The organism is Halobacillus sp. Cin3, from assembly GCF_947311855.1.
In the GTDB taxonomy this organism is placed as follows: domain Bacteria; phylum Bacillota; class Bacilli; order Bacillales; family Halobacillaceae; genus Halobacillus; species Halobacillus kuroshimensis.
Window position 1 is genome coordinate 1,018,192 of sequence record NZ_CAMZMV010000001.1, and the last position, 19,849, is coordinate 1,038,040.

The 19,849-nt window shown below is 46.4% G+C and carries 19 protein-coding genes; 2 read left to right on the top strand and 17 right to left on the bottom strand.

Translation table 11 applies throughout. The features are described from left to right. Positions 1-46: 46 nt before the first annotated feature. Positions 47-952 (bottom strand): NAD(P)/FAD-dependent oxidoreductase, encoded by a 906-nt coding sequence (locus QMA39_RS05495; RefSeq protein ID WP_281658382.1) that lies wholly within the window; start codon positions 950-952, stop codon positions 47-49. A 145-nt stretch (positions 953-1,097) separates the two neighbouring features. Between QMA39_RS05495 and QMA39_RS05500 the strand changes: the two genes are divergently transcribed. Next, positions 1,098-2,654, top strand: coding sequence for an ABC-F family ATP-binding cassette domain-containing protein (locus tag QMA39_RS05500; RefSeq protein WP_281658159.1), 1,557 nt, complete (start codon positions 1,098-1,100; stop codon positions 2,652-2,654). 361 nt (positions 2,655-3,015) lie between these two features. After that, entirely contained in the window at positions 3,016-3,657 is a 642-nt protein-coding gene (locus tag QMA39_RS05505; RefSeq protein WP_281658160.1) for a hypothetical protein, read from the top strand. Positions 3,658-3,780: 123 nt separating this feature from the next. Here the strand turns inward: QMA39_RS05505 and QMA39_RS05510 are convergent, their stop codons facing one another. From QMA39_RS05510 to QMA39_RS05585, 16 genes are all read right to left on the bottom strand, one after another. Next, a complete protein-coding gene (locus QMA39_RS05510; RefSeq protein WP_206932968.1) occupies positions 3,781-4,185 on the bottom strand; it encodes an NUDIX domain-containing protein in 405 nt (134 codons plus the stop codon). A gap of 56 nt (positions 4,186-4,241) precedes the next feature. Continuing rightward, a complete protein-coding gene (locus tag QMA39_RS05515) occupies positions 4,242-5,324 on the bottom strand; it encodes a nitronate monooxygenase family protein (protein ID WP_206932970.1) in 1,083 nt (360 codons plus the stop codon). Positions 5,325-5,358: 34 nt separating this feature from the next. After that, positions 5,359-5,712, bottom strand: coding sequence for a VOC family protein (locus tag QMA39_RS05520; RefSeq protein ID WP_206932971.1), 354 nt, complete (start codon positions 5,710-5,712; stop codon positions 5,359-5,361). 30 nt (positions 5,713-5,742) lie between these two features. Then, positions 5,743-6,279, bottom strand: coding sequence for a GNAT family N-acetyltransferase (locus QMA39_RS05525; RefSeq protein ID WP_027954602.1), 537 nt, complete (start codon positions 6,277-6,279; stop codon positions 5,743-5,745). A gap of 119 nt (positions 6,280-6,398) precedes the next feature. Then, a complete protein-coding gene (locus tag QMA39_RS05530) occupies positions 6,399-7,262 on the bottom strand; it encodes an AraC family transcriptional regulator (protein WP_156896456.1) in 864 nt (287 codons plus the stop codon). Positions 7,263-7,372: 110 nt separating this feature from the next. After that, the gene (locus QMA39_RS05535; RefSeq protein ID WP_206932972.1) at positions 7,373-8,557 is read right to left on the bottom strand and encodes a M14 family zinc carboxypeptidase; all 1,185 of its coding nucleotides are present in this window, start codon (positions 8,555-8,557) and stop codon (positions 7,373-7,375) included. 835 nt (positions 8,558-9,392) lie between these two features. Continuing rightward, complete coding sequence (locus QMA39_RS05540) at positions 9,393-10,496, bottom strand: hypothetical protein (RefSeq protein ID WP_281658161.1); 1,104 nt, start codon at positions 10,494-10,496, stop codon at positions 9,393-9,395. Between the two features lie 509 nt (positions 10,497-11,005). After that, a complete protein-coding gene (locus tag QMA39_RS05545; protein ID WP_206935831.1) occupies positions 11,006-11,290 on the bottom strand; it encodes a putative quinol monooxygenase in 285 nt (94 codons plus the stop codon). A 201-nt stretch (positions 11,291-11,491) separates the two neighbouring features. Further along, complete coding sequence (locus QMA39_RS05550) at positions 11,492-12,700, bottom strand: Bcr/CflA family efflux MFS transporter (RefSeq protein ID WP_206935833.1); 1,209 nt, start codon at positions 12,698-12,700, stop codon at positions 11,492-11,494. Between the two features lie 220 nt (positions 12,701-12,920). Continuing rightward, positions 12,921-13,949 carry a phosphotriesterase-related protein gene (locus QMA39_RS05555; protein WP_206935835.1) on the bottom strand — a complete coding sequence of 343 codons (1,029 nt, stop codon included), beginning with the start codon at positions 13,947-13,949 and terminating at the stop codon, positions 12,921-12,923. Positions 13,950-14,067: 118 nt separating this feature from the next. Then, positions 14,068-15,003: a nucleoside hydrolase gene (locus QMA39_RS05560; protein ID WP_027954608.1), complete on the bottom strand. Its 936-nt coding sequence runs from the start codon at positions 15,001-15,003 to the stop codon at positions 14,068-14,070. Between the two features lie 23 nt (positions 15,004-15,026). Next, entirely contained in the window at positions 15,027-15,791 is a 765-nt protein-coding gene (locus QMA39_RS05565; RefSeq protein ID WP_206935839.1) for a putative hydro-lyase, read from the bottom strand. Between the two features lie 230 nt (positions 15,792-16,021). After that, positions 16,022-16,294 (bottom strand): hypothetical protein, encoded by a 273-nt coding sequence (locus QMA39_RS05570; RefSeq protein WP_281658162.1) that lies wholly within the window; start codon positions 16,292-16,294, stop codon positions 16,022-16,024. A 122-nt stretch (positions 16,295-16,416) separates the two neighbouring features. After that, a complete protein-coding gene (locus QMA39_RS05575; protein ID WP_281658383.1) occupies positions 16,417-17,631 on the bottom strand; it encodes a NupC/NupG family nucleoside CNT transporter in 1,215 nt (404 codons plus the stop codon). A gap of 164 nt (positions 17,632-17,795) precedes the next feature. Further along, positions 17,796-18,560, bottom strand: a complete 765-nt coding sequence (locus QMA39_RS05580; RefSeq protein ID WP_281658163.1) for a TerC family protein — start codon at positions 18,558-18,560, stop codon at positions 17,796-17,798. A 220-nt stretch (positions 18,561-18,780) separates the two neighbouring features. Further along, the gene (locus QMA39_RS05585; protein ID WP_281658164.1) at positions 18,781-19,728 is read right to left on the bottom strand and encodes a hydroxyacid dehydrogenase; all 948 of its coding nucleotides are present in this window, start codon (positions 19,726-19,728) and stop codon (positions 18,781-18,783) included. Positions 19,729-19,849 lie beyond the last annotated feature (121 nt).

The window sequence follows — 19,849 nt, forward strand, 5'->3', positions numbered from 1 at the left end:
AAAAGACGTGAGTCATCTATAATTATCCTACAGGACCGGTCCAAAATCAAAAAGACTGCCTGTGAAGCCATTTGTGAATCCAAACCGCCGCCTGAGCTCCATCAGCTGCAGCTGTACTGACCAGCTGGGAATGCATCAAGATATCCCCCGCAGCCCAGACGCCTTCAATATTTGTCATTTTCGTGCGGGGCTCCACGAGAACGTGTCCTTTATCATCCTGAATGACACCAAGTGAGTAAGCTAATTCAGTTCGGGGGCGGCTTCCACCGAAAGCAAGGAAGATTTTTTCCACAGCCCATGACTCTCCCGTGGAACTTCTCAAAGACTGGACCTGTCCATGATGCTGGATAAGGTCCGTAACCACCGCTTCATAGACAGGGATTTCCTTATCCTCCAGCCCTCTTCTTTTCTCAGCAGACAATGGGAAGGCACCATGATTGACATAAATAATATCTCTCGTCCAGTAATAGATGGTTCCCACCATGTCCGCCCCTGGGTCTCCACGCCCCCAGACAGCTGTCCGTTTACCTTTCACTTCATACCCGTCGCAATCTGGACAAATATACACAGAAACCCCTAGACATTCCTGCAAACCAGGGACATACGGATAGGCATCCTGGATACCTGTAGCGAACAAAAGACTCTTCCCTTTGTAAACACGGTCTTTCCGGGTCTGGACAATAAAATCTGTGAAAGACTTATGAACACGGCTGACCTCTTCTTCCACATGCGTAACTCCAAGAGCCTCTATATGTTTCAGACCACGCCTTCTCAATGTATCCCCGCTGACACCTTCCGGAAAACCAAGCAGGTTACTATATTTCCGGCACGCCGAGGACCTCCCGGAACCAGCATCTACGATAAGGACGCTCCGCATATATCTTCCAAGCTGGACGGCTGCCTGCAGACCAGCCGGGCCTCCTCCTATAATAATACAGTCATATTTCATCATATCCACGCCCGTTCAACCTTTTCGCTTACCTTACCCACGTGCGGATTATTTACTCTTTTTTTCTCCGCACCCTGTCATCCAACGGCCATCCCCTTTATAATGAGTAAGAGCAATTTTACTACAAGGAAAAAAGGTGTTTACGACTATGAGTTTACTAACAGTAAAAAACCTGAGCCACGGCTTTGGTGACCGTGCGATTTTTGAGGATGTGTCCTTCCGTCTTTTAAAAGGGGAGCACATCGGGTTGATCGGTGCCAATGGCGAAGGTAAATCAACGTTTATGAATATCATTACTGGAAAACTTGAACCGGATGCAGGTTCCATCACCTGGTCCAAGCGGATCCGGATTGGTTACCTTGACCAACACGCAGACCTTGCCAAGGGCATGACCATCCGTGACGTGCTGAGAACAGCTTTTCAGTATTTATTTGATATGGAACAGGAAATGAACGACCTCTTCGCAAAAATGGGAGAAGTCTCCCCGGAAGAACTGGAAACCCTCTTAGAGGAAACCGGAAGTATTCAGGATATGCTGACCAACAATGATTTTTACACCATTGATGCAAAGGTGGATGAAGTCGCCAATGGCATCGGGCTGGATGATATCGGCCTTGAGAGGGATGTTCACGACTTGAGTGGTGGTCAGAGAACGAAAGTGCTGCTTGCCAAGCTGCTGCTGGAAAAACCGGATATCCTGCTTCTGGATGAGCCGACCAACTACTTGGACGTCGAGCATATTGAATGGCTGCGCACTTACCTGCAGCAGTATGAGAATGCCTTTATCCTCATCTCTCACGACATTCCCTTCCTGAACAGTGTGGTCAATTTGATTTATCACATGGAAAACCAGGAGCTGACCCGTTATCCGGGAGATTATGAGGAATTTCAAAGAGTATACGAAATGAAGAAACAACAGCTGGAGGCCGCTTATAAAAAACAGCAGAAGGAAATCGCCAACCTCAAGGATTTCGTGGCCCGTAATAAAGCGAATGCCGCTACAAGTAAAATGGCGATGAGCCGCCAGAAAAAGCTGGATAAGATGGATGTCATCGAACTGGATAAAGAAAAACCGAAACCGAGCTTCCAATTCAAGCAGGCCCGTACACCAGGAAAGTATCTATTTGAGACCGAAGACCTCGTCATCGGCTACGACGAGCCTCTGTCCCGTCCTTTGAATTTATCTATGGAACGCGGCCAGAAAATAGCCCTCTCCGGGGCAAACGGAATCGGTAAGACGACCTTGCTGAAAAGTATTCTCGGGGAAATTCAACCTGTCTCCGGATCCGTGGAACTTGGGGAACACCTGCACATCGGATACTTCGAACAGGAGCTGACCGATGTCGGAAGCCGCACCTGCATTGAAGAAGTCTGGGAAGAGTTCCGGCACTTCACCCAGTATGAAGTACGCGCCGCCCTCGCTAAGTGCGGACTGACTAGAAAACACATTGAGAGCAAAGTCCAGGTGCTCAGTGGTGGAGAAAAAGCAAAAGTCCGCCTCTGCAAGCTGATCAATAAAGAAACCAACCTTCTCGTTCTTGACGAGCCGACCAATCACCTGGATGTGGATGCAAAAGATGAGCTGAAAAGAGCCCTTAAAGAATATAAGGGCAGCGTTCTGCTCATTTCACACGAACCAGAATTTTACCAGGATATCGTAACGGATGTATGGAATTGCGAAGACTGGACGACGAAGGTCTTTTAATGGAAAAAGGCTGCATCCTTTTCAGCAGCTTTCGAACACACGGCAAAAAAAGGAGGTATTCTGTCCAACAGAATACCTCCTTTTTTCATTTTAAATGTCAGAGGCAGCAGGTGCGGGAGTATCCTCTGCAATTCCGGAACGAGCTCACACTCCTCCACTGCTGCAGAAACAGAAGGGTTTTAAAGATGAGTCCGAATTTTGAGTTCCGGACTTTTTTTAAGACGTTCACAAGAACGCAGCCACTTCTCTTCCTCTTCCAAAATTTTATGATTGACACCCCCTCTTCCACCCTAATAAAATGTGGTGAGAAATTTAGAGAGTGCTGTGCATTTTCATTTGGAAAAGGAAGGGAGGAACATGTATGCTTTACCGTTCAATCGTCTATCTGACCGGTATGCTTATTAACTTCTTCGGTGTTGCGCTGCTTATCAATGCCACACTGGGAGCTGGATTCTGGACGTCATTTTTCATCGGGGTCTCTGACCACCTCGGATTTACGGTCGGTTTCTGGTACGGGGCTTTTCAGCTGATTATTATCTTTATCAATGCAAAGCTCATGAAATCGATGCCTGAAGTCCGGGCGGTCATCCCTGTATTTCTGGAAAGTCTCATCTTGGACTTCTGGCTTGAAATCGTCTTTGCAAGTGTAAACTTGACGGCTGCCCCGTTCTTCGTTAAAGTCTTGACTCTGCTTGCCGGTGTCATCATTATCGGTATTGGTGTAGCCATCTACATTCTGCCGGAATTCCCGAGAGCGCCTGTCGATCAGCTTTTCCTTGCTGTCAGTGAACGTTTCCAATTAAGCCTTCAGGCAGGTCAGACGATTGTAGCGGTCATCATGACCTCTCTGGCCTTCCTTATTGGAGGACCTGTGGGAATTGGAACACTGGCCCCTATGCTGTTTCTCGGTCCCGTGATCCAACTGGCTTATACAAGAGTTTATCCGCTGTATCACCGACTGCCGGCAGCAGCAGATAAAGCCTATCAGGAAGCTCCTTATTAAAGCATAATCGAATTGTTTTACCATCCGCCTGCAGAGAAACCTCATGTTTCCCTGCAGGCTTTTTCATTAACCATTCCCATTCATAACAAGAACCCGGGCTTCTTAACGCCCGGGTTCTTCACTTTACCATTCACGTAAAAAGGGCTGATTCTTTTCATCAAGACACGCCTGAATCCTTTCCAGGAAATTCGTCCATGTGACAAGTTTTTCAGCCTCTTCCAAATTGAAAAAACCAACATCAAGAGCCTCTTCTGTCGTTTTCAATTCTCCTCCAATCACTTTTCCAATGAAAAGGGCATTACAGATAGACCGATCAACGTTTTGAAAAATGCCGCAGAACCGGATCACTTCAATCTTCAATCCACATTCCTCTTCAGCCTCCCTGACAGCAGCTGCCGTTAAGGATTCTCCTTCCTCCACCTGCCCACCGGGAATCTCCCAGCCCCGCTTCGGCCCTTGAATCAGTACAAATCTTCCTTCTTCATTCAATATGACCGTCGCTGCCGATATGATGTGCTTTGGTGCCATTCCTCCCGCAACCTCCCCTTATTCTGTAAACTGTGCGTATGTTCACCTGCTCTTCCTTATGTAGATGACCAGGTGATGGGCAGCACCCGATGTTCTTCAACATAGGATACAAGATCGCTGATTACTTCTCCAGCTGAAGTGTCTCTGCTGAGCCTTGGGCTCTGCCCCGACCAGAGGGACATGTATTCCGGGTTTCCTTCGGCTGCGGAAGCCTGTCTGATCGCTTTTGTCATCTGGTTTTGCAAAGGGTATGGGAGCAGGTCCTCATGTCTGCTCAACGATTTTGTAAAAGTGTTACGGATGCCCCGGGCCGGCTTTCCGCTGAAGGCGCTGGTTAATGTCATTTCATCTTCTCTGGCCTTTTGGATCATCTCCTTATGCAACTCATGGGCTCCACTCTCCCGGCTTGTTACGAAGGCGGTTCCCATCTGGACCCCTTCAGCGCCAAGGGACAGAGCAGCCGAAAAACCACGGCCATCCATGATTCCGCCCGCTCCAATAACTGGAACCTTCACCGCATCTACGACCTGGGGAATGAGTGAAAAGAGACCGATCATACTTTTTTCAAAACTCTGCAGGAAAGAGCCTCTGTGCCCGCCTGCTTCACTTCCCTGAGCAACGACGATATCCAGGCCTTTCATTTCATTCAAAACAGCTTCTTCAACGGTTGTTGCTGTTCCTATTGTGATCACACCTGAATGTTTCAATGCTTTCATCACTCTTCCTGAAGGGAGACCGAATGTAAAGCTTACGACTCGTATTTTTTCTTCCAATACGACATTGATCTGCTGTTCAAACAATTCCACATCAAGAAAGGGGTCCTGACGTTCGTGTACAGCCAATTTATCATAGTAGGGTTTCAGCGCCTTACGGGCGGCTGTCACCTCTTCTCCACTTACATCGGGATATTCTGGCACAAACAGGTTCACAGCAAATGCCCTGCTGGTTTTTTCTTTGATATTCTTAATGGCCGATCTCAATTCCTCAGGGTGCATATAGCCACCGCCGAGTGTACCGAGACCTCCATGGTTCGACACTTCTGCTATAAGGGACGGAGTCGTGACTCCACCTGCCATTCCCGCCTGTATGATGGGATACTTAATAGAAAGCATATGGACAAGTCGGTTTTGCTTCTCCATTTACCGAACCTCCTCTTTTCAGATGCATCCAAAATCAACATTGACAGATCATCAGCAGATTGCCATCTGGATCCTTGAAATTAAAATAGTGGTGATGCTGAATTTCTGTCACGACATTGAAGTTATGACACATCATAAAATCATAAGCAGCTTCTATATCTGTCGTATTCAAATGAAAAACCGGAGTATCAAATGTTTTGCCGGGTTCATACATCCGGCTGTCCAAAACCGCTCCAGTACCCTTCATCGGCAGGATATACAAGTGGTCATGGACGATTTCACCGTCATTGGGTACACCTAATAGGCGGCAGTACCAGTCACGGGATTTTTCTATATCATGGACAGGGATAAAAACGGTCCCGATTTCATTTTTGACCGGGGTGGTCATATTACTTCCTCCTCTGTTTAGGTTATACCTTCACCGATAAAGAGCATCCGTCACAAGGATGCTGTACAAGTAGGAATCCCGCCAGCCTTGATCGAGTTTCAAATGCCCTCTCATCCGTCCTTCCTTTTCCATTCCGTTCTTTTCCAAAACACGGATGGCTGCGGCGTTGCGTGGATCACAGACAGCCTCAATTCTATGGAGGGTCAAGTTTTGAAATCCGTAGGAAATCATCTGCTCCGCGGCCTGTGTAGCGATGCCGCGTCCCCAGTACCCGGGATGGATCACATAAGAGATCCGGCCGATTTCATTTTCCTTATCCAAAATATTCATTTCAGCAGCTCCGATCAAGTGACCTTCTTCAATATCCGCCAGCCCCCAAACATATCTGGTCGGGTCCTCCACGCTCGTATCGGAAAGGACCTGCTCTATGTAAAGTTTTGTTTCCCTCTCTGAATTCGGGCCCCATGCCTGAAAACGACAGACGTCAGAAATGGACGCATAGCTGTGGACCGCTTCCCAGTCCTCTGATGTAATCTCCCGCATAAAGAAATTCGTTGCTGTTTTCATTCGTCTGCTCCTCTCAAGATCCATACTCTTCCTTTACCTTTTACTTCTCTCTGGGAACAGAAAAATCCTTTTCCCAACAAAAAAAAGCACAATTCGAGAATGAATTGTGCTTACTTCCCTCACTTTTGTACGGGAATCCAAATCTCAGAAGAGTAATCGTTACTGTAGGGATTTCCTTCAGGGTAGACTTCGAGTTCGGGCCCGGGGGCCTGGGTGTACCTGCTTGAAGGAAACCATTCGGAATAGATGCGTTCCCACTTCTCCTGCATCGCCTGAGGCATTGGACCTTTCACTTCAAATACAGCCCAAACAGCTTTTGGAATAGAGATGGAGGTCATAGAGGCAGGAACTTCGTTCACACTGGCTGCAGCAATCGAGTAATCAATGACACCTTCTTTTTCATCCGACCGGTCTTCACATATCCCCAGAATCCCTCTGACCGGTCCGTTATTCACTGCTGCGATTTCCTCAACCGTGCCATCCGTATTTAATTCCACCCACATCTCAGGGATCTTCTTTAGGTTTTCCCCGTGCAGACAGGATATTTCCCTTTTCACTCCAACAGCCTTAAACCCTTCCTTTTCCTCAATATGAAACTTCATCGGCTCAGCTCCTTTAATAGTTACTTGAATGACGAGGGGATTATAAACAGTCACCTTCCTTTCAGGAAGCCGTATATCTCTCGGCGGGCATCCATGCTGTTTTCGGAAGGCCCGGGTAAAAGATTCCGGTGATTCATAGCCATATCGATACGCAGCATCTATGACTCTGGTGTTCCCCTGCTTCAACTCCAGGGCTGCAAGTGTCAACCTTCTTCTTCTGATGTATTCCATTACCGTTGTACCTGTTAAAAGATGAAATGTTCTTTGGAATTGAAACGGAGAAAGACAGGCCTCCCTGGCAGCTTCCTTCACCGAAATATCCTTTTTCAAATGGCTTTCTAAATATTGAAGTGCTTTCTGCATTGTTTCAATGCCCTTCACATCTTCCCCCCTTTCCTTCTCCTTTACTTTAGCACGTGTAAATATTAAAAACCTGTCATCCCATGCTCTTGGATGACAGGTTGACGGTTGTAATGAAAAACCGTTGTCCGTTATCGTTCTGTATTTGGAATATCTTCATATGTTTCTACATCTATCGCGTACACATCACCGGATGCGACACCTTCTAAAATTCCATAAACACCCATTTCAACAGCGTTAACGAGCTGCCCTCGTTTCTTCTGACCATAACTCTGTGTCTGCCCCGTCACCTCAAACAGCACCGTTCCACTTCCATTAAGCGCAAATGAACCAAGCGCCGTTCCAGGTAGATCCAGGTCTTGAGGATAAAGGGAAATATGATCAAAAGGAGAATTCCCCCTTGTCTGCAGCGCACGATAAGCAGCTACATTCAATTGTTTGGAAAAATCCCCATCATACCTGTCTGCGTATTCCTCGTATTTTTCACCCGCTTTCGAAGCAGGATCAGGCACAAAACTCCCTGAAAGTGACAGGGTTACTTTATCTTTTGTCCCTTCTACAAAGTATTCGCCCTGGTGATGAAGATCAACAAAGACATCCACCTTACCAAATTCTTTAATCAATCCTTTATAAACGTCCCGTATCGTTTGGGCTTCAGGTGTGATAAACCAACCTGGCTTGGAAGAAGCGCCTGGAAAATCTTCAGGTGACGGCTGGTAGTTTAAATCAGGATTAAAGTCTCGGTTTACATCAAATCCGGGATTCGATTCATAGTCCCAGTATTGATTTGTATATGTATAGTAATTCCAAGATGGGGACGCATTTTCCAACTGAGGGAAATCTTCAATGATTTCATTCCATGAAAGGTCGTTTCCTCTTCGATTAAGTTCTGAAGCATCTGGATTCACCATTGGCATAGCTACAATAGTTACTTCATTCAGGATGGATCGTATTTCCTTTGAACCATTTGATCCCAGCTGTTGAAGCATGTTCAACAGGGCGGCTGTCCCTGTCTTTTCGTTCCCGTGAATTTCACTTTGAACAAGCATTACCTTATCTCCATCTCCTACACGAGCGGTATAAATTTCTCTCCCCATATTGGAATAACCAGCAGTATTCACATCCACTTGTCCTTGGCTGCTTTTCTCTATCTGGTTCAGCTTCCGGCCTAATTCTTCATGGCTGATAAACCCTTCCACAGAATACGTCTGATTCACCGGCGTACCGGGATTCGCAGCCGCTGAAACTGGAGCAAGGAGTCCCGCTGAGAGGAGGACCGCCCCACAGGCTGCCGATAAAGTTTTTATTTTTTTCATAAAAAGCCTCCTTTACTATAGTAAGTCTCTTATAGATGAACTTCTCTTTTTTCCTGATTTTACCTCCAAATAAAACACAAATAGCCGCTTTTGTACCATATTTCTATAGCAGACCAGGTCATTTAACCCATCTATTAAGGAATCATTTGAATTTAAACGAAAGGCTCTGTTATTGCTTGGTGTTGTTATTTAACATGTGAGCTCAGATCACCCCTTTCTGTCATGGGATTTGTATGAGGCGGCCTTGGGAATGACTCCCTTTCCGTGGGGTACCGTGAGCCTCCTCAGGCTGCGCCTTCCGGGGTCTCACGATGTACCTTCATCCCACAGGAGTCTCGCCATTCCCAAGGCCGCCTCTTCAAAGAAGGGTGGTTAGAAAGGACATAACCGAAGTCCGTTCCACCACTACGAAAGGGATGGCAGGGAAAACAGGTAGACTCCTGCGGGAAAAAGGAACAAGGTGAGACCCCGGAGAACGAAGTTCGAGGAGGCTCATCGTTCCCCGCGGAAAGCGGACGGTTTTCCCTGCCATCCCATGCTCTGAGTAAATAACGGACCGGACCCTTAATTCCAGACGGAGACGATTTAGTAATCATTTAAAATATCAACAACAGACTTTAACAGAGCTAAACGAAAAGAAGAGATGCATCTCTGCATCTCTTGAAAATGAATCCCTATTGTTTTTATTGCTTCATGGATATGCTTTAAGTAATCGTTCTACTCGTCCGACTTAGTGGTGATTTCCCGAGTGCTTCTTTCTATCATTTACGTGATGGACCCCAACATCGATAAGGCCGAGGATGTATCCCTATTTCCTCCGGGTATTACATATCTACTATTGATAATTAATCACCGCAGGGTTTGGGTCCAGCCTCAGTACATCTTCAGCACTCATCACCGGTTCGTCCTTGTTGTAAAAGATTTTAAAACCACCGTACTGGACGGCTTCATTGCGCACAAATTTACGGTAAAGAGACATTTTAGTCGCTGAATCCCCCCACCCATCATAGTTGAGAACGACTTCAACGTTATCTGTCGGCGTGATGGCTTCCTTGTTTGTCAGAGCTTCATCCATGAATTGGTGGACGAGGATCATTTTATCCGGCAGGTCGTTTTCCTCCACCAACTTCGATAAATAATCGACCGCCTGCTGCACTTCTGCTCCATCTACCTGACCTAGGTTCACTCCCGGCGTTTCGCCTTCAGCCACGTGAAATTCCGTATCGATGGCAAGATGGACATACGGGAGTTTCAGCCATTTCTCCAACAGCTTGACCTGATTCATCACAGAATCGGTTCCCAGCTGAACATCAAGCATCAACAAAGCATCATTCTCCTCGGCGAGTTCCGCGTAACGGTCGATATCTTCAGGCGAGGTGCGGTGATAATATTTACCTTCCGGACCAGGCGTGCGCTGCGCGACCGTACTGATCAACTCAATCATCGGAACAGCCGGTCGCTCAGGATCAGCGTTGGAAAAGGCCTGTGTCTGTTCCTTTAGTTTTTCCATGAGTGCGTCGGGTTCCATTTCCCCAAGGATTCCCATATTTTCAGAATCCGGGTGCCCATAATAAGCAACGATTCTATGATCCTTCAAAGGACCTGAACTTTCATCTTCAGCCCCTTTCACAAGTGTTTCTCCCACCGGCACCATCCGGGTCCGGTCACCCCCATGCGCCTCTGCAGACGGCATGTTGTTTAATTCTTCTTCGGTCAATCCTTCTCTTACAGGAGCTGCTGAATCATCCGGCTCTACGGCTTTAAATGGTTGTTCAGAATGTTGGGCATCTGATGAAGCTGATTCTGTTTCATCCTTTTCCTTCGTTTCTTCTTCCGTTTCTGTTTTATTTTCCTGTTGATCCGAAGATGATTCTTCTGAGCATGCGGCTGCGAATACTCCCAGAATCAACACAAATAGTATCACTGTAATCTTTCTCATGCAGTCACTTCCTATGTAGTAGATTCAGTTTCCTATTTGATAGAAAACTTCCTATATTTTAACATAAGCCGTAGAATGTTTTGATAGGTAGAATCGATTAGATTATTCACAGCAGATTACGATATTCCTTTATAAAAAAGGGTAAACAGACAAGAGAATCTGTCAATCTATCAAACCAACGTTTAGGAGGGAGTTCGATGCCGACATGTCCGTCATGCGGCCGCCGGTGGACCTACATGGAAACGTTCACCCGGATGTGGGCGGTCCGGAAACATCAAAGCACCTGTCCTTCATGCCATAGAGAAAGCAAGGTCGGGATAAAGTTGAGAATGGTTTTCCTGTGTTCTTTTATACCCTTAGTCCTGTATCCATTTGTCTTAACTGAAAGGATTCAAATCCCCGTCTATATGATTGGTTTAACCTTGACCGCTCTTTCGTTGATTTCTCTTATGCCCTTCTGCACTTATGTAAGAAACCGCCCATAAAAAAACCGCCGGGAGACGGCGGTTTCATTGAACTTTTTCCAATTTATGAACTTCACGTGAGGAGGTCAGATCTTTGGTTGCTTCACGATAGGCCTGATAATGGTCAGAATCGATATGCATCTGCAGGGCTTCCTGGTCCTTCCATGTTTCATAAAAAGCGAATACAGAAGCATCATCAAGAGAACGGTGAAGGACGTAATCAATACAACCCGCTTCCTTGCGGGAGGGCTCAATCACTTTTTTCAATTCGTTGAACAGTTCCTCCTCACGCCCTTCTTTCGCTGTTAGAAATGCATTAATGGTAATCATAGTTATTCTCCTTTTTTTACAGCCGGGTCCGGCTGATGACTTACTGCCTTTTCATTTTACAAAAACTCATTTCAGTAGAGAAATCATCCGCTCATAGAGTGAACAAAGATCCGACGCTTATTGTTCCCAAAAGCCTTCTTTGCATACCAGCATTCATCATATGGTGATTAAGAAAACTCATCCAAGAGGTGTTTCGCCGTCTTAAGCAGACGCGTGCTGATGTTTACTTGTGAGTGTAAAGAAAAGAACCGCTCCAATAAAGGATGTACTGAATAAAATCAGCCCCATAGGTACAGCAGACGTTTCATCCAAACCGACGAGCGGCGAAACAACGGCTCCAAACAACAGCGGAAGCATACCGAGAACTGCACTGGCGCTTCCTGCCCGGTGGCCTTGATGCTCCATGGCAAGGGTGAAGGTACTCGTCAGCACCATTCCCATCGCTGTCATATAAATGAAAATAGGGGTAACGATGGAATACAACGGCCCCTCTATCCAAGTCATTACCAAGAGAAACCCTGTGGCGGTTACCGCTGTCAGGACAGCCGTACGCAGCAGGCTGCGTTCATGGATGATTCCGCCGAGACGGCCGATCAAAAAGCTCCCTGTGATGATGGCAAGTCCATTGATTCCAAACAAGATACTGAAGACTTGAGGAGATACGTTATAAATACCTTGATAAACGAACGGTGTTCCGGATACATACGCAAAGCTTCCGCCATGGACAAAGCCGATGGTCAACGCGTACCCAATGAAGGAACGATCTTTAAGCAGACGTCCAATCGTCAAAATAGATTCTTTGACAGAGCTTGGGATCCTTCTCTCCTTTGGAAGAGTTTCCGGCATTTTCGCAATGACCGTCAAAACAATAGCCGCTCCGACAATACTTAAGAAAAAGAAAATCGTTTCCCATGTTGAAAACGGCAGAAGAAGAATCGCTCCTCCTGTCATTGGAGCAATCATTGGAGCTGTCGCATTAATAACCATCAATAATGCAAAAAACTTCGTCAATTCGCGTCCTGTAAAAACATCACGCACAACGGCACGTGAGAGAACGATTCCTGCTGAAGCAGTAAAACCCTGCAGAAACCTTGCTATAACAAGAATGGTAATGTTCGGTGCCAGTGCACTTAAAAGTGAAGCAATAGAGAATAAGGCCAGAAATATGGTTAATGGCTTTTTTCTGCCCTGCGCATCACTAATCGGACCTACGACGATCTGTCCAACAGCCAGACCAATAAGACAGGCGGTCAGACTGAGCTGCACCAATGAAGCACTTGTATTTAGGTCAGACGCGATGGCGGGAAAACTCGGCAGATACATATCAATATTCAGCGGACCCAGAATTCCGAGCATTCCAAGCAGAAACGCTAATCCGATTCTTTCTTTCCCTGTAGGATTTTGTAACATTGTTCAAACACCTTCCTCTTTCTCTCTATCTGTAAACAATCCCTGCTATATATCCCTCAATCACCTGTTTGTTAAACTTCGATTTTATCCCTCTTCCTTTGAAAAGTCTATGATTTTCTTAATGATTCACTGCTCTTGATAGAAAACAGACATTAGAAAGCGGTTCCTTCATCCATCAAAAAAAGACCTGACTGCGTCAGGTCCATAATCCTTCCTTGATCTAAATCCTTTCTTCCTGTGACTGCGTTTGTTCCGGCTGGGGTTCATAGGCTTGTCCAAAAAGCCTGGCGGGGTTTTTGGAAAAGATCTGCTCCAGCTGCCCGCTGGTTACGGCCCCTTCCTCCAGTAGACCAGGAAGAACATGCTGGAATAAATAGTCCGGCTTCCAATTTTTCAGGAGTTCCTTCAGAGGTTCAGGCATGACTGGTTCCCGTCCCCACCAGACGTTGACTGTATCATGCGAAAGAAACAGCTGGTCTTCATACCCTGACCCAAGAAGAGCCTTTAAAACAATTGTCCGCTCCTCATCCGCAGGAGCCCCGACTATCCCCTGAAGTCCCCAGCGATCCATCGCAAGATAGACTCCGTGCTTCAGCACCTGCAGATGTTCGGTAATGTCTGTCGTCCCACACATATGGCCGATCACAACTTTTTTAGGATCGGCTCCTTCTTCCATTAGAAATGCTGCCTGTTCCGGTCCCATCGTTCCTTCCTGCGTATGGGTTAAAAGAACGACGCCGGTTTCCTTCTGAACCCTCACCGCCGCCCGGAAAAACATGCGCTCATATGCAGTAATTTCGCCCTTGCTAGAAGCGAGCTTGATGATGCCCGGTTTAATACCGGTCCCTTCAATCCCCTCGGTTATTTCTGCTTTGAATAATTGATAGATTTCCTCTTCCGCTGTTCCTAGCTGCTGACGAAACTTAAAATAAGGCGTCGCCCCTTCCCCTTCATAGTAATAACCAGTAGCACAAATGATGTTCAGGCCACTTGCTTCAGAAACGGCTCTGAGCAGTTCAACATGACGTCCGCATTCATTCGGGGTAGGATCGACGACTGTTTCAATCCCCTGCGTTTGAATCAATTCGGCCACTTTAAGGCCCTGCTGTTTTTTCTCTTCAAAATCGTACCCTCCAAGGGTCAGGTCCCCTTGGAAACCAGGATACCCAAAGAAAAAGTGTTCGTGAATCAACGTTTTCCCAAGCTTGTCTGCCTTGATCGGTCCTGTTACCGTTTCAACGTACTGCATGGACTCCTCCTCCTCCTCGAAATACCTACCAGTCAGTATGTTAAGGCCAAAAAATAACCTTATCTTAAGGATAAGGTTATTTTTCAGAATATTCAATGCAATTATGAAAATATAGCGGTTAGTCACCGTAGGACCGCAAAGCTTTTTCAAAAACATTCCAGAACTTTTCCTTGTCCAAATCAACAGCGAAATGGACATTCGGTTCTTTTTTCGTCACACCAAGGAGATCGACACTTGTCATGCCCGTGGTATATTCTCCTCTAGTCTCCACGTCCACATGCACATGCCTGCATTCAAAGATATCTGGTTCTATAAGGTACATAGCTGTACAGGCGTCATGAATGGGTCCGGCTTCAAAGTTAAAGACATCCTTATACGTTTTCGAAAAAAATTCCAGAAGCTCAAAAACAAATTGAGCAACGGGGTGATCGACAGCTGCAACCATGTCCATAATTTTCCGGTCTGCGAGTGCTTGATGTGTCACGTCAAGACCAAACATCGTAATCGGGATGCCGCTTTCGAATACATGCTTCGCCGCTTCTGCATCCACCCATATATTAAATTCGGCCGCTGGTGTCCAGTTTCCGAACGTTCCCCCGCCCATCAAGACGATTTCCTCAATATTCTTCTTAATTCCGGGCTCCTTGATGAGAGCTGAGGCAATATTTGTCAAAGGACCTGTCGGGACGAGTGTAATTTTCTGTTCTGTTTGAAGGGCTTTTTCAATAATCAAGTCAACCGCATGCTGTTCAACCGGCCCTTTTGTCGGAATGGTTGGGAGTTCAGGACCATCAAGCCCCGATTCGCCATGAAAATCCCCTGCCGTCACCCGACCCCCTTTTAAAGGTTTTGCTGCTCCCTCAGCCACTGGAACGTCCAGTCCTATCATTTCACAGACATTTAGAGCATTGTATGTACATTTCTCCACTTCTACATTTCCAGCCACTGTCGTTATTGCTTCTATTTGAAGCGGACTTATTTGAGAAGCTGCTAAAATAATCGATATGGCATCATCATGACCGGGATCACAGTCGAGAATCACTTTCCTTTTCATTGTACACACCTCCCCTTCCCACGTCAGGAATAATTCGGATCTTTTTCGTCTGTAATAAGCATGTGTCCGGGCGCATGGGTAATCATAATCGAAGGCTGTGCCTGAAGGGCGGCATTCTGAGGAGTTACTCCGCATGCCCAGAACACCGGTGTCATTTCATCCCTGTCAAATGTAACAGCTTCACCATAATCCGGTTGTTGAATGTCGTCGATTCCGATCTGCTCCGGAGAACCGATATGGACAGGCTCACCATGGGAAGATTCAAATTGGTGGGAGATTTTCAAAGCCTGATCCACTAAATGATTCGGAACAGCACGCATACTTACAACCATATTTCCCTTGAAGATGCCTGCTTCTTTTAAGGGAATATTCGTATCAAACATTGGGACGACTTTGTTCTGGTCTTGATGCAGCAGAGGAATCCCCCCGTCAAGAAGGGCTTGTTCAAAGGTAAAGGAACATCCGATGAGAAAAGTAACAAAATCATCCTGCCAGACTTCGTTGAGATCCAGGACTTCCTCTGAAAAGAAGCCATTTCTATAAATCCGATAGCGCGGGAGATCGGTGCGGATGTCCGCATCAGCGGTAGAGGGCTTCGTCACCCCTGCTTCCATAACTTCCACAACCGGGCATGGTTTTGGGTTTCTCATGCAGAATAAAAGAAAATCGAAAGCGTAGGCTTTCGGGAGCGTTACCAGATTGGTTTGTATATACTGTTCGCACAAGCCGGAAGTTGTTCCAGTCAACTCCTGATTTCGAAATTTCATTCGTGTTTCCAATGGATTCATACCAACACCCTCTCTTGTCTATGGTTCTATTATAGCGAAAACAACCCTGATTTTTAAACCATTCCGAGTATTCTGTGGTTTTATGAAGCGGGAGTCTTTGTATTTCCAGTGTACCCGGGAGGGGAAAATTTATCTTTCCGGAAGAAAGGTTTACGATAACGTTCTTCTTTTATAAACATACCCATCACTCGGATCATGCAAAATACCCGGGGAGCGCCCCCGGGTATGCTTCAGGATATGAAGTCTGCCAGAAAGTTGAAAAAGGCGAGCCATGCTAAGGAAGCGGCACTCATAGCCAGTACGAATATAGACAATATGGGATGGAACCCTTTTTTATACTGAGCCTGGAATATGAAGAGAGCAGAAACAACGATGCCTGCAGCGAAGGCAAAGCCGAACAATAGATTTAGTACCCCTTCAAAGGTGAAATCGTATCTGAAAATGATGGTAAGCATGTATAGGATATCTATAGCAGCAAGAATAATTAAAAGACTTCTCTTCACGGATTCTCCTCCAATTATGATCTGTCGTCCTTCATCCTTTGCCTTTTCCATAAAAAAATAAACGTACGGATGTTCGAACAGAGCGCACAAAAAAACACCCGAGGATCTCAGGTGCTTTCGTTTTACAAAAGAAACATTCCAGCAATGCTGGCTGACAGGAAATTGGCCAGCGTTGCGGCAACAACAGCTTTAAGACCAAAGCTGGCTACGTCCTTCCTCCTGTCAGGAGCAAGACCGCCAAGGGCGCCGATCTGTACGCCGATACCAGACAGGCTGCCAAAGCCCGTTAATGCAAAGGTCGTCACTATCTCTGCCTTCGCACTTAATTCATTTTTAGCTTCGCCAAGACTGGAAAACGCAACAAATTCATTGGCCATGATTTTCTCCCCAATAAATCCAGCTGCTCTAACAGCTTCTTCCCATGGGACACCAATCACAAAAGCCAGAGGAGCCAGCACATATCCAAGCAGCTGCTGGATGGTAATCGTAAAGCCGAGCAAACCACCGATCCAGCTGACCATCCCGTTCAACAGGGCTAGAAGGGCAATGAACGAGAGCAGGATCGCTCCGATATTCAAGGCCAGCCGTAAACCGGTCACCGCTCCGTTTGCCACAGCATCGAATACGTTCGACGTATCGCTGTCTTCCGGATTGATATCAGAGAACTCTTCTGAACGCGGCTCAGTCTCTGGAAGAAATAATTTAGCCATCACAAGGGCCGCGGGTGCAGCCATAAAAGAAGCGGCCAGCAGGTACTCTACGTTAATGCCCAGAAGTGTATATCCTACAAGCGTTGACCCGGCTATAGATGTGAATCCACCAGTCATAACAGCAAATAATTCCGATTTGGAAATTTTGGATATAAATGGACGGATCAATAACGGAGCCTCTGTCTGTCCGACAAAAATATTCCCTGCAGCATTGATGCTTTCCACCTTCGTCGTGCCAAGAACTTTAGACAGGAATCCTCCGATCAGCTTTATGACAATCTGCATAATGCCAAGGTGATACAATACAGCAATCAAGGAACTGAAGAAGATGATCGTCGGCAGGACTTGAAAGGCGAACAGCATCCCCATCCCTTCCTGATTGATCAGCGGTCCGTAAAGGAAACCGATTCCTTCCTCTGTGTATCCGATCAGCTTACTTACTCCGGAGGACATGGCTCCGAGAAGTTTCTGCCCTCCACTGGTTGCAAAAACCAGGAAGGCAAAAGAAACTTGAAGCAGAAGACCTGCGCCAACAGTTCTCCAGCGAATCGCTTTTCTATTTGTTGAAAATAGCAGGGCCAGAATGAAGACGATACTCACGCCGCCTAACCCCCACAAGATATTTATCATGTTGAAACCCCTCTTCCTTTTCATCCACTGTTTCATGTGCTACCGTTTCGAACTAAAGGATAAATGATACCAGTTGAAAAAAAGGGCCGCAATAGGTTTATAACAAGTAAGAATTGTCCGATAATGCAAAAAATGGACCCCTTCTATGGGATCCATTCTCATTAAGAAGCCTTTTTTTCGTACGCTTTGTTCAGGTCACGACCGGACAGGAGCCAGCCACCGACAGCGACACCAAGTAAAATGGTCCAGAAGATCACCGTCCACCCAAGACCATGAGCGAAATGTTCATCCAGTATACCGACATCCTTATGGGATAACGTTATGACAGCAAGTTTCACCCCGACCCAGGCAACAATTAGATAAGCCGTCGTCTCCAAACTTGGACGTGTTTCTAAAAGCTTCACGAACCAGGAAGCAGCGAATTTAATCAAAACCAAACCGGCAATACCTGCTGTTATAACCACGATAAATTGACCACCGTCCATGCCTCCGATCACTGGCAGCGGTGAATCTGGAAGCGCAAGAGCCAGGGCCACAGCTGCAAGGATGGAGTCGATAGCGAAAACCAAATCGGCAAACCCGATTTTCACGATCGTCGGCCAGAAGCCCTTTCCTTTCCCTTCCTGTGCTGTTTCTTCATCGTCACTATCCCTCGATAAAATATTTTTCAAACCAAGGTAGATCAGGTAGGCGGCACCAAGAGCCTGCACCTGCCATACACTGGCGATGAATGATATAGCAAATAAAGCACTGAAACGGAAAATAAAAGCTCCGATAATTCCATAATTGATGGCTCGTTTTTTCTGATCCTCCGGCAGATGTTTAGCTATCACGGCGAGAACAAGGGCATTATCCGCAGATAACAAACCTTCAAGGCCGATTAAAATTAACAGGGTCCACCCGTATTCAATCCAAATAGATTCCATGTATTATTCCCCTTCCTGATAAAGGCTCCAGTATCATTTACAGAAGCACACAAAAAGACCCTTACCCTGATTGGTAAAGGTCCTGCCAGCAGCATGTATGCCGCCAGTAAAGCCGAGAGCGGAAACTCTGTCACGATGACTTTACTGTTAAAGCTACTCCCCTTTATAACTAGTAAAACTATAGCAGAAGGATAGAGAAGTGGTCAATACAGCTTAAATACTATACACGGCACAAAGAAGGGGTGCCTTGAAGTTCCTTATTCACTTCGGCCGCAATCATTACAGAAATCCTCTTCTGCGATTCCTCTGTTAAACCGGCGATGTGAGGAGTCAGCCTAACGCCCGGTGCATGGAGGATAGGGTTTTCAGGTTGGGCAGGTTCATTTTCCAACACATCTAGAAAAGCACCTGCCAAACGCCCTTCATGTAAGGTGTCAGCCAGAGCAGTTTCATCGACAATGCCGCCCCTCGCGGTATTGATGACCCAGGCAGAAGGTTTCATCATCTGTAAGGCTTCTCTGTCCACAAGGTTTTTCGTAGCCGCATTTAATGGCACGTGAATGGAAAGAAAATCGGACGTCCTCAGTACGTCTTCCCATTCTTTTTTCACAACGCCTGTTTCGTCAATCATATAATCATATTCAGTACGAAAAGGATCATAGCCGATCACATTCATGCCGAAAGCCTTAGCCCGTTTTGCTGTCCTGTGGGAAATCTCCCCCAGACCAATGAACCCGAGCGTTTTTCCACTTATTTCAAATCCGGTATGTACCTTTCTTTCCCACTTGCCTTCAGTTACACTCTTGTGGGCCTCATGAAGAGGGCGACCGGCGCTGAGAACTGCCTGCATCACATACTCCGCCACGGAAACGGCATTCGCGTTTTTAGCTGAGATGACAGAAATCCCACGGTTTTCCGCTTCGTTCCGTTCAATATTATCCAAACCTACGCCCAGTCGGCCGATGACCTTAAGATTTGGTGCATGGCTCAGCAGCTCCTCATCCACCTGGGTCTGGTTCCGCACAATCAACGCATCAGCGTCCCGAAGATGCTCCAGCAGCTCTCTTCTGTTCTTATACCATTCTTTATCGTATGTTACTTTGTGACCCTGATTCTCAAGAATCTCCACGCCCTCCAGCCATATCACTTCACTTATGAGAATATTCACAGTTCTCCCACCCTTTCCTTTCTTTCATTAAACCATTTTGTTGGAGAAGGGACAAAGGATGTCGTATGGTTTGTCGAATTTGAAGGATAATCAATCAAGGTGACCAACCAGCAGTCAGGAA

Excerpts from the sequence above, each read along its gene's own strand:
- QMA39_RS05495 (WP_281658382.1), bottom strand. The coding sequence starts at position 952 with ATGATGAAATATGACTGTATTATTATAGGAGGAGGCCCGGCTGGTCTG.
- QMA39_RS05500 (WP_281658159.1), top strand. The coding sequence starts at position 1,098 with ATGAGTTTACTAACAGTAAAAAACCTGAGCCACGGCTTTGGTGACCGT.
- QMA39_RS05505 (WP_281658160.1), top strand. The coding sequence starts at position 3,016 with ATGCTTTACCGTTCAATCGTCTATCTGACCGGTATGCTTATTAACTTC.
- QMA39_RS05510 (WP_206932968.1), bottom strand. The coding sequence starts at position 4,185 with ATGGCACCAAAGCACATCATATCGGCAGCGACGGTCATATTGAATGAA.
- QMA39_RS05515 (WP_206932970.1), bottom strand. The coding sequence starts at position 5,324 with ATGGAGAAGCAAAACCGACTTGTCCATATGCTTTCTATTAAGTATCCC.
- QMA39_RS05520 (WP_206932971.1), bottom strand. The coding sequence starts at position 5,712 with ATGACCACCCCGGTCAAAAATGAAATCGGGACCGTTTTTATCCCTGTC.
- QMA39_RS05525 (WP_027954602.1), bottom strand. The coding sequence starts at position 6,279 with ATGAAAACAGCAACGAATTTCTTTATGCGGGAGATTACATCAGAGGAC.
- QMA39_RS05535 (WP_206932972.1), bottom strand. The coding sequence starts at position 8,557 with ATGAAAAAAATAAAAACTTTATCGGCAGCCTGTGGGGCGGTCCTCCTC.
- QMA39_RS05540 (WP_281658161.1), bottom strand. The coding sequence starts at position 10,496 with ATGAGAAAGATTACAGTGATACTATTTGTGTTGATTCTGGGAGTATTC.
- QMA39_RS05545 (WP_206935831.1), bottom strand. The coding sequence starts at position 11,290 with ATGATTACCATTAATGCATTTCTAACAGCGAAAGAAGGGCGTGAGGAG.
- QMA39_RS05550 (WP_206935833.1), bottom strand. The coding sequence starts at position 12,700 with ATGTTACAAAATCCTACAGGGAAAGAAAGAATCGGATTAGCGTTTCTG.
- QMA39_RS05555 (WP_206935835.1), bottom strand. The coding sequence starts at position 13,949 with ATGCAGTACGTTGAAACGGTAACAGGACCGATCAAGGCAGACAAGCTT.
- QMA39_RS05560 (WP_027954608.1), bottom strand. The coding sequence starts at position 15,003 with ATGAAAAGGAAAGTGATTCTCGACTGTGATCCCGGTCATGATGATGCC.
- QMA39_RS05565 (WP_206935839.1), bottom strand. The coding sequence starts at position 15,791 with ATGAATCCATTGGAAACACGAATGAAATTTCGAAATCAGGAGTTGACT.
- QMA39_RS05580 (WP_281658163.1), bottom strand. The coding sequence starts at position 18,560 with ATGGAATCTATTTGGATTGAATACGGGTGGACCCTGTTAATTTTAATC.